The sequence below is a fragment of the Pseudoalteromonas luteoviolacea CPMOR-1 genome, from assembly GCF_001625685.1.
Taxonomy (GTDB): domain Bacteria; phylum Pseudomonadota; class Gammaproteobacteria; order Enterobacterales; family Alteromonadaceae; genus Pseudoalteromonas; species Pseudoalteromonas luteoviolacea_K.
Genome location: NZ_AUYC01000086.1, coordinates 1 through 13120, shown reverse-complemented (window position 1 = coordinate 13120; position 13120 = coordinate 1). Strand labels below are relative to the sequence as shown.

Sequence of the window (13120 nt, the reverse complement as noted above, 5' to 3'; positions counted from 1 at the left end):
TCAACCCAATAAAATTTGCCGTATATTGCGGCATTAGGTGTACTTATGGTTGAGCATGAGCAATTGTTAAAATTTGCTAAAGACGAAGATGATATTTTCGTCATGCTTTTCATAGCGAAAGTCGGTGGTGAACAGTATTATGGAAAGACCATACTGGATAATGAACTTATAGAGTTATTATGTGGCGAACGCGAACCATCAAAATATTCTGAAAAATATCTCAGTGTACTAACGGAAATACGCAAATTTATAGATTACGGTTTATGTTTAAAAGACTCTCATTATTTAGCATTTGAGGGGCCGTAACACCTAGCAAATCGCTTAAAAGGATACAAAACAGCGGGCTTGTGCTCCTTCGTCGCCAATTTTAGCCTGCTATTTTGTGTCGTTTACGGCAAGTGTTATGTGTATATCAGACTATGAGTTTTCGTTGAGTTATGGATAAAAAATTTAAATTAACAGCCAGTGATATTGTCGATCTCGCTAAAAGTCATGGAAGCTGTATCGCAACAGATATGATTACAGTTAAAGGTTATAAGGTTGGTTATTTTTACCGTGATGAGCCTCACGACCCTCAAGATAGCGGTTGGTGCTTTATGTCCGGGAGAGAAACTCAAGAATATATGGATAACCCTAACAACCATGCAATCTATGATGTTAACACCATCGCCAACTACGATTCTGATATTATTAAATATTTGGGTTATCCGATAGGGTCTGCATTCGAGAGAGATTCGGATGGTCAAATAGTCGAGATTGATGAATAATACACATAACAAATTGCTTAAGTAGGACGCAAAAAGTTTGGCTTGCGCTCCTTCTGCGTTAATTATAGCCAAACGTTTTTCCGCCTCTAAGCAAGGCGTTAGCTGCCAAGGAAAGTATGAAGTCACTTTTAACTCTTATAGTAGGAATTGTAGTAGGGGCAATATCTGTGTGTGCCTATGTACATTTTCAAAATAGTTCCGTTGAAGTGTGGGAGTCAAACAAGACTTTTATTACTCAATCTGGCATTAATCTCCCAGCGGGAACCAAATTTGTTGTCGCAGAATATATGCCGGAAGGGTTCGTTGCTTTAAATTTAACTGTTAACGTTGAGGGGCAAGAATTAAGTTCTTTTCAAAAAACAGTTGTAAGTAATTCAAAAAAATTACGAATGCCTGTTTGGGTGCAAATTAGCAATTAACAAAGCAAATCAAAAGTGCGGACAAAAAACAGTTGGCTTTGTTCGTACCTCACAAATTATAGCCAACTATTTTTAGCCGTTTATTTGCGGCGTTAGATTTCTTTCATCAAATCCAACACCGGTAAAATTTGCAATGTTGAATTTCAGAATTACAAAATACGATCCTAAAAATAGAAATTCGGATGGTCATTACAAAGTTGATGAATGGACGTGTCCATCAGATGTCGGGAAAACATTTAATGGAATTGAGTTTAAAGCATCGGAATACTTTAAAATTGAAGAAAAGTATATAAATGCTGTTATAGAGTGCCTCCAGTCCAAACACATTAAGCACCTTCGAGTAGTAGACCTTGAGTCTAAGTTTCTAGAAGATAATCTTTCGGATAAGGATAACCAGTGGTTAGTTCGCGAGGAGTTTAAGAATATTAAACTCTTTGAAGACAAGAAACTTGAAATAGATGATCTTAAAATTGTAATCAAAATGATTTTACGAGGTTTTCTGTGGTGCAGATTGGAGATTAATGAACAATTTAGTCTTAGGTTTGGTTGGGACTACTACATGTATATCTGTTGTTTTGATTTAAATGAGGGCACGATTAAAAAAATTAGTGAAACGGGATTGTTTGTTGAGCTACTTGAACCACTTTACGATATGAAACGTTACGATTTTTATATCCAAACTTGTCGTGCTGACGAAGATGGACATACCTTAGTTGAAGAAGAGATACTCCTTAAAACTATGACTCGGGAAAAAATAAAGAAAGGTTTAGATCTTTCTGATGAACATATAGGAGATCATAATTTTGATATAACTCCTCAAAATTATGCAATGTTTAAAAATGATTTCGAGTTTAACTTCACGGAATATGAGTATTGTCTATATTGCGATAAGATTTACATATAGGTTAAAACGAAATCTAACAAGTCAATTCAACAGGACAAAAAACAGTTGGTTTTGCTTCTGCGTCGCTAATTTTAACCAACTGATTTTTTGCCTCTGATTGAGGCATTAGATGGCACAATCGAGGTTTAGAGTGAGTAAATCTTTAAGGATAAGACTGACAGTCGTTTTCTCTGCTGTAATTGGTCTAGTAGCTTTTCCAATTAGTTTGATTTTTAGATATGACTTTTTTATCTTTCCTTCGTTATTGCTTGGTTTTTTTCTGCCATTTTTTTTACTTCTAGAGTGGAAAATTGAAAGAGTATTGAAAGGCCTATGTGTAATATTATATGGGATTTTGGGGGGGATATTGATACCTCAAATCGTTGAACAATATATTCCTGAAAGTTTTTCACAAAACTTTGAAATATATAAAAACCTGGTGGTTTTCGCATGTTCTGGAGCTGGTGGGAGCATAATTGCATCACACGCTGAACAACTGTATCAAGCCGATGAAAAGCAAGAGGTTAAAGAAACCGTAGTCGATAAAACTCAAAAAATAGAACAACTGATTACAAGTGTAGAGGAATTGAGAAAAACAACTATCCGAATTCATATTACATATGGGGTTTTGATTCTTATTGGTGCTGTAGCATTTGCTATTTAACAAGCCAATCAAGGTGGACGCGCAATGCTAGGCTCGCGCTCATTCTTCGCTAATTTTAGCCTAGCATTACTTGCCACTTATTGCGGCGTTAGGCATCAAGAAAAGTATGGACGAAAACATTAAGGTCGGAGATTGGGTCAGAAGCTATGGTTCAGGAATATGGAGAGTTCACCGAATTTTAGAACTCAATGACTTCGATATTCCAAGCCAAAGTTACAAACCTAGAACTGTTGTTTTCTCTTCACGCTTTGTAAACGACTCTTATAAGCGCTCCTTTTCAACTGAATGTTGTGATTTAGCGTTTGTTTCTCTTTTGGATTCTGATGAAAAAGACGAGTTGGATTCGTTTATAGAAAACAACCCTGAGCTGGTTGCAAAATTCGATACTTACAAACCTAAGAGTATTGATGCTATTTACAACGCAAGTGTAAATATACCTTCATCAGAGTGCACGACAGACATAGAAGAAAGGCTATCTACGTTCCAAGAATTAAACTTAGAGCAGTTATATCATCAGCTAATTGAATTTAAAATTGGTTCAAATGGAGCAAAGGGATGGACAGCTCAATTTATTTCAAATAATCATGAGTGCTGTGAAGGTAAATTGTTATATAGCTTTTCAAGAATATTGGCGTTTTGATGCCTAACAAGCTGATAAAACCATGGACAAAAAGTTGGCTTTTGCTCCTTCGTCGCAAATTTTAACCTGCTATTTTGTGCCGTTTACGGCAAGCGTTAAATGCATGGGTAGCTGTTCAACCTTACGAATAATGAGCTGTACGGCAGTGTTGTTTAGTTTTTAGAAAGGAATGCGTAATGATTCGCTATTCTTGTTTAGTGTTAATGGGGAGTTTCATGAAAAGGTTTATTGTTTTTTTGGTTCTGTTTCTACTTAATCATTCTGTAAGCCAAGCAGAAGCGTCTTGCCCGATTAGTGATTTCACTCAATTGTCTGGTGGGATAAACGTAATCAAGCCTAATTGTGTCATTGATACCAAGTCACTCATGGAGCGTCGCTCTGGATTTGCAAAAGGTGTATATGGTGGTTACTCGTCAGGAAAGGTTTACGTGGTAACAAACCTTGAGGATAGCGGGGCTGGGACTCTTCGTGATGCCCTTGAAAATGGTTCTTCTTGGATAGTCTTTGGAGTGTCAGGAACAATTAGTTTAGAACGAAGGTTAGATGTACCATCTGATGTGACAGTTGATGGTCGTGGGGCAAGCATTAGATTGCAAAACTATGGCTTATACATCTCTCAATCGGAAAATGTCATAGTAACTAATATCATAATCGAAAACGGTGTGGCAGATAGTCGCGATGCAATAGGAATAAATAACTCAAATGTAATATGGGTAGATCATACGACGTTAAGGAATTTCCCTGATGGTCTACTAGATATAACACGAGCGCATCGTAATAAAACTCGGGTGACTGCAAGTTGGAATAGATTTGAGAATCATAATAAAACTATGTTGATTGGCTTGCATAAAGATACTGCAGAAAGTGACAGAGATATTTATGTTACGCTCCACCACAACTATTTTGCCGGAACAGGTCAGCGTCACCCACGTCTATCCCAAGGATATGTTCACATGTATAACAATGTCCTTCTCTGGAGGTATTTGGGAGCCCAGTCTTATGATAATGGCCGACTATTAATGGAAGCCAATTTCCTTTCGACATTGGATCCGTCCAATTTAAAGGCCACTTCATATGAGTTAAATAACTCTAGTATACCTTCTGGTTATATTCGTGCTCCAATGAGCGGTGTTAATTCAAATGTTATAGTTGGAAATGAAGAGATTGTTGTACTTGAGAATGGGTTCGTCAATATACCATCTTACCATTACGCCATAGATGAACCTTCTAAGTGCATATACTACAAAGTAACTTTAAATGCAGGTCATCACTGGGATGCAAAGTCTAGTTTGACAGACGCTTTGAAGAGGCCTGCCATTCCTAATTCACCTCTTAACTGTGTTACGTATCAAAAATGACGTCAAACGCTTGGCTGGTGTTCATTCTTCGCAAATATAGCCAAGCATTTTGTTCCCTATATGCGGGCGATATAAGCCAAGGTCAGCAATAAGTGTATGTCTCAAAGTAATGAGTGGTTTGATTTAAAAACGACATAGCAAAGTTTATGGTTCCCAGATTGGATGACTATATCGAGAAGTTCGCTTTAGAAGGTGTTGCTACACCAACATGGTTGTTAAGTAAACCAATGAGCAAGGATGCAGCAGAGTTATCAGATCAGGAAATCGAATTGTTACGTGAGGAGTGGCTAGGAGTATTAAAGGCGATACAGCTTGCTTTTCAGAATGTGCTTGAAGGTAACTCCAAAAGCCCTGCGGTACAAAGCGGTTTGGATCTATTTGCTAAGTATTATATTCACTTATGGGATTAATGATTTATAACGCCGTTTACAACGGCGTTATAGCGATTCGGAGAGTATTTTGAAATCTTTGTTAAACTTGGTTCAACTTCATTGGTTGTTATTCACGGCTTTAATAGTTCTGGCGATTACTGTTTTGTCCCTCTATCCGCTGGATAATCTCCCTTCCGTTCCTGGGACAGATAAAACTCACCATTTTATTGCTTATGGGGCTTTGGCATTTCCAGTAGCGTTAGCGAGACCCAAAAAGTGGCTGTTATTTATCGTCGGTTTCTTAGGTTATAGCGGTGCTATTGAATTAGTTCAGCCATATGTAAATCGTTATGGTGAGTGGCTCGATCTAGGCGCAAATGGTTTAGGGCTCGTTGTAGGTATTATCATTGCGTCTTTTGCTCGGTCGATTTGCCTGAAAGAAAATTATCTATAATCATGGGTTTAAGAGTGATTCACAATGTTCGATGCGCTCACTTCAACCAAGTTTAGTGCATATGGCACAATGCGTTAGGCAAGGTAGTTGCGATGTTCACACCTTAATTTGCGTTTTATTGCTAACGAAACCTGAGGATGAATCATAGTGGGTATAGGGTGTAAATCTCAATGGTAGTGATTTATTTGCTGATGTTTATGATGGTTTATTTGAAATCTATCACAATGGCGCAAGTCCAGATTATGCCAGCTAAGAAATAAAGGGGTCATTTTCCGAGTATTTTAAAGACTTTGAAGATTCAAATAACTCTTGGGGTGCAATAGCTTACGTGCAGTAGGAGACGAAGAGCCTAGAGCAACGTGTATATGAAAAAGTCCTATCAATCATAAAGATTGGAAAGATTCTCAGACACTTGCTATTACCATTGAAAAAGGTAGCGAGTTTTCTAAAAAAGATTACTCTGCATTTTACTTTACTGCGGTGATAAAGTAGAGGTGATTTACCTTTTTGGGTAACACAATAGAACAATCGGCTGCGCCGGGCAAAAGCCGTCGTCAAAAAGTTGCTCTGTGAGCTGGGCATTAGTTTTAAAATTCAGAATTAGGAATATAAATGAAAAAATTAGTTTGTTATTTGGCTGTTGCACTTATTGTTGGCTGTTCATCTACTTCACGTATGATCGACAGTAATATAGATGTTGCAGAATTAAATAATGGAACAGAACTTTCTCAATCAAAAGTAACGATTTATCTAAACAATGAGGGGACAGATAGAGCCTCGGTTCGTTTTGAAACTCGATATCAATCAGAACCAAATCGAGTTCATAGATTGTATATATTTGATGAAGACGTACCTGCATTAAAGTTATTGCTAACTAAAGTACTGAAAGATGAACTAACAGTTCAAGATATGTTGGAGCCTGTCAGCTTTGGTCGTGATAAAGGTATGTTCGGACAAACTAAAGCTGGAGATAAAGAGTATGTAAGGATCAATACAGTAGAAGGTTCTTACTTGTTTCCAGAATCATCAATTCCGAATTTAATTAATGTGCTTAATCAACTTCAGGACGCAGCAAAACGTAAAACTAACAAGTAAATAATGTTCGCCCAACAAGTTGGTATGGGACGCAGCAAGCTGCGCTCCATTTTTAAGCGTTGTAAGCAGAGGAGAATTTTGTGCCATCTAAAAGTTTTGACGAAGTATTAAAAGGCTTCTTTTGGGGACTTGGTTTTTCGCTTTCAGTCATTGGTATAGGCACCGTTTATACATTGAAAATGGCAGCGCATGTGGATAAAGGCTTCAAAGAAAGCCTACAACTCAATGCTATGAATTCAATAAACGAATTAGCCCCTAGCTACGAAGTTAGCTTGTCTGAACTATTCAAGGAAAATGGAAGGGTAAAGATTACAGCAGAACTAAAAAACACCTCAAGCGAAGAGCTTTATGCTGTAGGGGTCATAGCGTCAACTTTTGATATTAATGGCAAGTTCATTGGTAATTGTATCGGTAAAGGGAGTGAAATAACTTTAGCTCCCAAAGAGATTAGCTATGTCGAAATTGATTGTGACTTTTTCAGAATTCAAAGTGAAAAAGTTCATTCTGCTAAAGTTAAAATCAAATGGATATAAATTCGTTATAACAAGTTAATTGGGCAAAGGGCGAAAAACAGCAAGCTTGCGCTCCTTCGTCGCTTATTTTAGCCTGCTATTTTTCGCCGTTTATTAAGGCGTTAAGTGCCTGTGCAGTCTAGGGGAGCGTATTGAGTTTTAGTGTTAAATCAAAGTTATTATTAAGCGGTGGGGTTACTGCTTCAGCTGCTGCGTTCTGGCATCTTCTTTGTATCTTTCGTGGACCTAGTTGGTTTGTGTTTGTGTTTGCTCGTGCACCTCAACAGATCATAGACTCTGCGGTTCAAGGTACTTTACTTGCTCCTATTGGCACTATAATCGTTGCAGGTTTAATGTTTTCCTGTACTGTATTTGCTTTTTAAGCAGTCGGTTTAATTCGCAAAGTACCTCTACTAAAATCAGCTCTAATGACGATTGCATTACTTTGTACTTTGCGCGGTTTACTTGCTATCCCAACATTTGTAACTCCTTCGGGCTTTGATATTTGGCAAATTGTAGCGAGCACTATTTGGCTTTATGTTGGTTTTTGTTTTATGGCAGGTAGTATAGAGCAATATAGACCTGTTAAATCAGTCATATAGTAAGCGCTTTAACGCATGGACTAATAAAGCTTGGCTTGGTTCGTGCTTCACCAATTATAGCCAAGCGTTATTAGCCCGTTATGCGAAGCGTTATATTTACAGAGACTATGAATAACTATCAGATATTACTTGAATTTAAGCAGCCCTGGTTCGTTAGTAATTTGAAGACCAGCAAAGTGAGTGCCGAAAGTGACTTAAAACTGTGGTTTCAAGTGGAGTGCAATGACGAGTGCAAAGGTATCGAGATTGAGGGCTTAGACGACCTAGACCTTATCTCTAATTTGCTTCAGTCAGAAAAGGTAATCATATCTGAAGAGTTAAACACACAACGAGAGTTTGGAACAATTCGTGTAGAGTGTTGGGTTGATGGCTGTTATTCAGAGTTTTGGTGTTCTAAAGCTGAGCTGTCAACATAACAAACTGTTTAACAAGGACAAAACATAGCTGGCTTTTGCGCCTTTGCTGCTTATCCTACCCAGCTATATTTTACCCCTTAATAGGACGTTTTCTGTTATGGAGTGCTTACAGAATACTGAAATTTATTCTAGTTGTATTAGCTTTAATTAATTTTAAGGTAGCCGTGTGTGCTCAAGATTATTTAGATGGTTACTCGGCTCAAAAAAGTTTTTAGTTGCTGTTAACCTCGCGGATTTTTTATATCGGAGAAGTTGTTAGAACTTATCGACCTCCGGTTACCCCAAGCTTTTTTTAGACTTGATACAGGGTATGCTTTTAAAGTTTTAGAATTACTAAAAAGTGAATCTCTGTCATATATGGAAGCTGAACAGTCTTCAATATGTGGAGCTAACTCCCCAAACACGAAAAATTATTGGTCTAATAAAATTGGCGATGAGTTTGTGATAAATGGTAAAGTTTATAATGATGAAAACTATATAAAAGCTGTTTACCCACTCAATAAAGCAATTTTCTTCATGGCAGATATTGAAAAAGCAGCTAACAAGTAATTAAACAGGATTAAAGTAGTGGCTTTTCGCTCTGCTCAATTTTAGCCCACACTTTTTAACCTGTTAGCCGAGTGTTAGAAACAGAAGGAAGAATCTCATTGCATCTGAAATTTTTGCTCATAATTTTGTTATTCCAATCATTCAATGCACTGAGCATATGTCTGCCAGATATGGTGGATTACAGTCTGGAAGGTGAATTAAAAAGAACTTCAGCTGTCATAATCGCGACTCCTATGAATAGGACATGGGAGCAAGATAAGAAGGAGCCTGAGTTTTATTCAGGTGCTATATACCAATTGGAAGTGCATGACGTAATTTATACTAGTTCAAGCTACAATCTAGAATTGTGGGACCCAAATGATAGTGGACGCTTTGCTCCTGATATAGGCCAGCGCTATTTAATGTTCATGCTTGAAAATGAAGATGGTTCTCTATCCGTAGATTATTGTGGTAACTCTGGTTTACTATCTGAAAAGGAGGGGGTGGTTCCTAAAATACGTTCTTTAATGCATGAAAGGCGCAATTTGGACTCCCAACCAGGCCGTTAAAGCGTGGATGTAAAACAGCAAGCTTGCGCTCCTTCGTCGTCAATTTTAGTCTGCTATTTTGTGCCGTTTACGGCAAGCGTTATACGAATCTCAAATTTGGTGTAAAAATACATTATGTATGAATGGAATGACCTGAAAGAAGAGTTTGAAGTAGACGGAAGCTTAAGAGATATTTATATTGAAAATATTACGGTTAATAAATGGAACCAGTTCCTAGATTATGCCAAGTCTTCTGAGTATAAACTTGAATTCACTCATGGTGATCAGTCTATTGAAATACCACAAACCTTAAAGTCGATAAAAGAGTTGCAGGAAACTGAGCCAACAACTCTTTTTATTTGGTTAAATGAAAATATTCAATTACATTGCCACTTTTTCATAGAGACGGAAATAGAGTTGGATTTGTCACCTTACGACATACGTAGTGAAAAAGATTTTAGAGTGTTGTTGGCGTTTATAGAAGACCTAGCTCAAGCGTTGGAAAATCGAGTCATTGTTACTCATGAAGGAATGCAGGAACAAGTAATTTTGAGCAGCGATAGTAAACTCGTATAACAAGTTAATCAATTAGGACATAAAATCAATAAGTTTGCCGTGTGGCGCCAGTGTAGCCTATACTTTGAGCGCTATTATTAAAGCGTGATACACATATTGAAAATGTTCTAAGATTTGTTCGCAATGGTGCAACTTTAGCAAATATGGATGAAGGGGTTTTACCTTCCTTTGTAAAAGGAGTTTAATCATATCTGCTGGTTGGGGTAATTGGTCTGGCTGTTATCTTCTCTCAGAGTCCAAAAAAAGCGATGCTATCTTACGTGTTATACATGAAAAGTTTATAGTGCAGTAAAGGTGTTGCCTATCAATCGCCTTTACCAAAGGACGCAAAATAGCAGGCTTGCGCTCCTTCTTCGCTAATTTTAGTCTGCTACTTTACGCCGGTTAAGCGAGGCGTTTCGGTAACATCGAGTAAAAAATGAAAAAGTTTCTCTTTTTTAGCTTGTTTCCTTTTTTTATTTTCGGTTGCGCTACTCCATACAAGCCAAACGGCATGGGGGGAGGCTACGATGATTGGAAACTTGGTGAAGGTTTATACCGTGTTGCATTTCATGGAAATGGACATAGTACAAAACAGCAGGTAAATGATTATTGGCATAGGCGTTCTTCTGAACTTTGCAACGGAGATTATGAAGTGCTAGAAGTTCATAAAACGGTTAATGTGATGGGTATAAGTGGAGAGTTGTCTTCTTCGCTTTCTGTTAATCAAGAAGCTGAAATACCAATTCAAATTGGAAAAATCCAATGCCTTTAATGGGTTGTACCATAGCAAACGTATTAACACGCTGCGCGTGTTTGGGACAAAAACACGTAGGCTTCACTTGTCATTATAATCTACGTATTTTACCCGTTATGCAGGCGTTATGCCTTCTGAGAGAGATACATGTCAGTTCCAAAACATTCTGAGTTGTTTGATTACGCCAAAGGGGCCTATTTTTCTGATAGCTTTTCACGCGAAATTCCTAATACTAACCAAACCGCACTCGATGTCTATCTTGAAATCGCGAAACAAACGCCAGCGTGGGTCTCATTCTTAATGGCAGCGAGGAATCGCATCGTATCAATGCTTGGTTTAAAGCACTTAGGTCGACTTCAGGATGTTATGTCAGCTGAAAGTGTAGCAAACATTAGCGTTGGCGAGAGAATCGGTATTTTCACGTTACACAGCAATAGCGATACTGAAATTGTCTTAGAGGACAGTGACAAACATCTTGATGTAAGAGTATCGTTTTTACTGGACGAAGTTGGCGATAAAATCACAGTACACGCAACCACTGTGGTGCATGTACATAACATGTTTGGCAAAGTGTACATGTTTTTTGTTGCCCCAGTTCACAAGCTCATTGTTCCGAGTTCGTTGAAAACATTGGCGCAGGGATAACAAAACGTTTAAGAGAGCTCCCCAATGCATGGCATTTTTCATTCCATTATTGGGTTTCGTGTTTAAAGAGATATGGTTAGGTTTTGTGGTGGCGTTGCTCACAAAAACTCAGTCGGACAGGCACAAAGATATTGCTGTCATCATTTCTAGCTTGTATTTGTAATCTAGGTATACCTGTAACACCCCCATCAACCTCACACCACAGCCATTAAATAAAGATATCGCCAGTAAATGTGAGAGAGCAGTGTGTTAGCAGTGCGGCGATTTCCAGTTCAGTCTTTACAACGTGGCGCTTTTATTGAAATTAAGCGAGAGACTCAGAGATTGTTTGATGGTCTCTTGATACATATATACAAGTGCATTGAGCGCCTGAGCTTGTGTATTTTCAAGCCACGTTTTGTTGATTGGTTAGGAGGCTCAAAAACCGCTCTACCACCTCCTCACCAAGTTTTTTTGGTTCAATAAATTATGAAATCGAATAGAGGCGGTTATCCAATCGAGATACCATGGGAGGGTACTTTTGGTATATTTTTGCGTAGGAAGATACGCTTGGGTTATGGATAAAAAAGGGCGGTTTTATAACCAGTTCTATTTTGGTTTGTTAGTATGTGTATAAATACAGTTGTTTGGTATGTGTCACATATCACTGTTATACGACTAGTGACGTACTTTAGCCATTTCTAATTTGGTGACATGTGCTTAACTAATTGTTATGGTTCAGGGTATTAAAGTGCGTATCTGAAAAGCTGTTTTTATGCGGCAGACATTACGCTGTTGTTATGCGACATTTGTCGCAGATAAAGATGTTATGTGCCACCATAGATTCAAGGACTGAGTATCAAAATGAGCGATGTTTTAGTATTTAAACTCAGAGAAGAAGATGGTTACTTTGATGCAACCCAACTAGAAGATTGCGACTTGTCCAAAGTTCCAAGTGATGTTGTCTCACTCTCTCTGGAGAATGCTCCCATTACAGACGATGGTATTTCAAATTTACCTTTTTTATTCAAAGTAAGATGTATAGATCTCGACTCTACATTAATTACAGATAAATCATTGGAAATCATTAGTCAGTTTAAAACTCTCGAAGAACTATGGATTGAAGACTTAAAAATAACTGACAAAGGCTTTAAGTTATTAGCATTGTTACCAAACTTGAAATATGTATCATTGTGGGATACTGAGGTTTCAGATGATGCTTATAACTATGTAAAAGCGAAATTGACTAACTTAAAATCAGAAGGTTAGGCACATAACAAGCCAATTAAGTGCGGGACTGCTAAAGCTTGGCTCAGTTTCGCTTCGCTACATAGTTTAGCCAAGCATTTATCAGCCCCTTATAGGAGCGTTATAAGTTACGAGGTGCAATTGGATTACCTTCGATATCATTACGAGGAATTACTCAAGCTGCTAGTCATCTTATCGAAGGACTATGAAATTCAACTGATAGCCTATACAGAAGATGAGTTAGCTATAGATTTTGAGAATGAGTTGATTCCAAATACTCAAAAATTCATCGATGAGGGCTACTTCTCAGAAGAGGTAATAAGCTTGCTCTTGGAAATTGATCATTTCTTTGAAACGCGAAGTGGTCAAAATTACAACGGATTTTGGTCCGGAATTGAAACTCATCCCGATTGGGGTGTTCTAAGAGAGATGGCAAAAAATATCCTAGTTAAATTGGGAATGGATAAGCTAGAAGTAAATATTGATGCTCAAAAAGAGTATGATCAACATCGACAAGTTATTGCAATGAAAGTTACGATAGAATTAGATGAAAGTAACTTATAACAAGTGCCTAAACCAAAGGACGCAAAACAGCAGGCTGCGCTCCTTCGTCGCTAATTTTAGCCTGCTATTTTTAGCCGTTTATTTGCGGACGTTTGGCATCTAGAGTATGGAACTA

At 37.9% G+C, this 13120-nt stretch carries 19 protein-coding genes; all 19 read left to right on the top strand.

From position 1 onward, the window contains the following. Positions 1–45 precede the first annotated feature (45 nt). Positions 46–306 carry a hypothetical protein gene (locus tag N473_RS24680; protein ID WP_063370265.1) on the top strand — a complete coding sequence of 87 codons (261 nt, stop codon included), beginning with the start codon at positions 46–48 and terminating at the stop codon, positions 304–306. Between the two features lie 131 nt (positions 307–437). Further along, the gene (locus N473_RS24675) at positions 438–767 is read left to right on the top strand and encodes a DUF2185 domain-containing protein (protein WP_063370264.1); all 330 of its coding nucleotides are present in this window, start codon (positions 438–440) and stop codon (positions 765–767) included. Positions 768–883: 116 nt separating this feature from the next. After that, positions 884–1186, top strand: coding sequence for a hypothetical protein (locus tag N473_RS24670; protein ID WP_063370263.1), 303 nt, complete (start codon positions 884–886; stop codon positions 1184–1186). Positions 1187–1319: 133 nt separating this feature from the next. Further along, positions 1320–2090: a hypothetical protein gene (locus N473_RS24665; RefSeq protein ID WP_231099628.1), complete on the top strand. Its 771-nt coding sequence runs from the start codon at positions 1320–1322 to the stop codon at positions 2088–2090. A 130-nt stretch (positions 2091–2220) separates the two neighbouring features. Next, positions 2221–2733, top strand: coding sequence for a hypothetical protein (locus N473_RS24660; protein ID WP_155735737.1), 513 nt, complete (start codon positions 2221–2223; stop codon positions 2731–2733). Positions 2734–2839: 106 nt separating this feature from the next. After that, complete coding sequence (locus N473_RS24655; RefSeq protein WP_063370260.1) at positions 2840–3373, top strand: hypothetical protein; 534 nt, start codon at positions 2840–2842, stop codon at positions 3371–3373. Between the two features lie 215 nt (positions 3374–3588). Then, on the top strand, positions 3589–4731 hold the full coding sequence (locus N473_RS24650) for a pectate lyase family protein (protein ID WP_196766476.1): 1143 nt from the start codon (positions 3589–3591) through the stop codon (positions 4729–4731). Positions 4732–4877: 146 nt separating this feature from the next. After that, positions 4878–5141, top strand: coding sequence for a hypothetical protein (locus N473_RS24645; protein ID WP_063370258.1), 264 nt, complete (start codon positions 4878–4880; stop codon positions 5139–5141). A gap of 49 nt (positions 5142–5190) precedes the next feature. Then, positions 5191–5556 carry a VanZ family protein gene (locus tag N473_RS24640; protein ID WP_063370257.1) on the top strand — a complete coding sequence of 122 codons (366 nt, stop codon included), beginning with the start codon at positions 5191–5193 and terminating at the stop codon, positions 5554–5556. 612 nt (positions 5557–6168) lie between these two features. Further along, positions 6169–6651, top strand: a complete 483-nt coding sequence (locus N473_RS24635; RefSeq protein WP_063370256.1) for a hypothetical protein — start codon at positions 6169–6171, stop codon at positions 6649–6651. An 80-nt stretch (positions 6652–6731) separates the two neighbouring features. Then, the gene (locus tag N473_RS24630; RefSeq protein ID WP_063370255.1) at positions 6732–7184 is read left to right on the top strand and encodes an FxLYD domain-containing protein; all 453 of its coding nucleotides are present in this window, start codon (positions 6732–6734) and stop codon (positions 7182–7184) included. Between the two features lie 688 nt (positions 7185–7872). Then, positions 7873–8181: a hypothetical protein gene (locus tag N473_RS24620; RefSeq protein ID WP_063370254.1), complete on the top strand. Its 309-nt coding sequence runs from the start codon at positions 7873–7875 to the stop codon at positions 8179–8181. Positions 8182–8433: 252 nt separating this feature from the next. Next, positions 8434–8730 carry a hypothetical protein gene (locus N473_RS24615; RefSeq protein WP_063370253.1) on the top strand — a complete coding sequence of 99 codons (297 nt, stop codon included), beginning with the start codon at positions 8434–8436 and terminating at the stop codon, positions 8728–8730. 233 nt (positions 8731–8963) lie between these two features. Next, complete coding sequence (locus N473_RS24610; RefSeq protein ID WP_155735736.1) at positions 8964–9278, top strand: hypothetical protein; 315 nt, start codon at positions 8964–8966, stop codon at positions 9276–9278. 114 nt (positions 9279–9392) lie between these two features. Beyond that, the gene (locus tag N473_RS24605) at positions 9393–9833 is read left to right on the top strand and encodes a hypothetical protein (protein ID WP_063370251.1); all 441 of its coding nucleotides are present in this window, start codon (positions 9393–9395) and stop codon (positions 9831–9833) included. A gap of 418 nt (positions 9834–10251) precedes the next feature. Next, positions 10252–10587, top strand: a complete 336-nt coding sequence (locus tag N473_RS24600) for a CC0125/CC1285 family lipoprotein (RefSeq protein WP_063370250.1) — start codon at positions 10252–10254, stop codon at positions 10585–10587. 129 nt (positions 10588–10716) lie between these two features. Beyond that, entirely contained in the window at positions 10717–11214 is a 498-nt protein-coding gene (locus tag N473_RS24595) for a DUF2867 domain-containing protein (protein ID WP_063370249.1), read from the top strand. A gap of 843 nt (positions 11215–12057) precedes the next feature. Beyond that, positions 12058–12462 (top strand): hypothetical protein, encoded by a 405-nt coding sequence (locus N473_RS24590; RefSeq protein WP_063370248.1) that lies wholly within the window; start codon positions 12058–12060, stop codon positions 12460–12462. A 120-nt stretch (positions 12463–12582) separates the two neighbouring features. Next, entirely contained in the window at positions 12583–13005 is a 423-nt protein-coding gene (locus N473_RS24585; protein ID WP_155735735.1) for a hypothetical protein, read from the top strand. The last annotated feature ends 115 nt before the right edge of the window (positions 13006–13120 follow it).

What these genes read in the sequence shown, in the direction of transcription:
- N473_RS24670 (WP_063370263.1), top strand. Translation starts at nt 884, where the DNA reads ATGAAGTCACTTTTAACTCTTATAGTAGGAATTGTAGTAGGGGCAATA.
- N473_RS24600 (WP_063370250.1), top strand. Translation starts at nt 10,252, where the DNA reads ATGAAAAAGTTTCTCTTTTTTAGCTTGTTTCCTTTTTTTATTTTCGGT.
- N473_RS24595 (WP_063370249.1), top strand. Translation starts at nt 10,717, where the DNA reads ATGTCAGTTCCAAAACATTCTGAGTTGTTTGATTACGCCAAAGGGGCC.
- N473_RS24620 (WP_063370254.1), top strand. Translation starts at nt 7,873, where the DNA reads ATGAATAACTATCAGATATTACTTGAATTTAAGCAGCCCTGGTTCGTT.
- N473_RS24665 (WP_231099628.1), top strand. Translation starts at nt 1,320, where the DNA reads ATGTTGAATTTCAGAATTACAAAATACGATCCTAAAAATAGAAATTCG.
- N473_RS24655 (WP_063370260.1), top strand. Translation starts at nt 2,840, where the DNA reads ATGGACGAAAACATTAAGGTCGGAGATTGGGTCAGAAGCTATGGTTCA.
- N473_RS24605 (WP_063370251.1), top strand. Translation starts at nt 9,393, where the DNA reads ATGTATGAATGGAATGACCTGAAAGAAGAGTTTGAAGTAGACGGAAGC.
- N473_RS24680 (WP_063370265.1), top strand. Translation starts at nt 46, where the DNA reads ATGGTTGAGCATGAGCAATTGTTAAAATTTGCTAAAGACGAAGATGAT.
- N473_RS24610 (WP_155735736.1), top strand. Translation starts at nt 8,964, where the DNA reads ATGAATAGGACATGGGAGCAAGATAAGAAGGAGCCTGAGTTTTATTCA.
- N473_RS24635 (WP_063370256.1), top strand. Translation starts at nt 6,169, where the DNA reads ATGAAAAAATTAGTTTGTTATTTGGCTGTTGCACTTATTGTTGGCTGT.
- N473_RS24675 (WP_063370264.1), top strand. Translation starts at nt 438, where the DNA reads ATGGATAAAAAATTTAAATTAACAGCCAGTGATATTGTCGATCTCGCT.
- N473_RS24645 (WP_063370258.1), top strand. Translation starts at nt 4,878, where the DNA reads ATGGTTCCCAGATTGGATGACTATATCGAGAAGTTCGCTTTAGAAGGT.
- N473_RS24590 (WP_063370248.1), top strand. Translation starts at nt 12,058, where the DNA reads ATGAGCGATGTTTTAGTATTTAAACTCAGAGAAGAAGATGGTTACTTT.
- N473_RS24650 (WP_196766476.1), top strand. Translation starts at nt 3,589, where the DNA reads ATGAAAAGGTTTATTGTTTTTTTGGTTCTGTTTCTACTTAATCATTCT.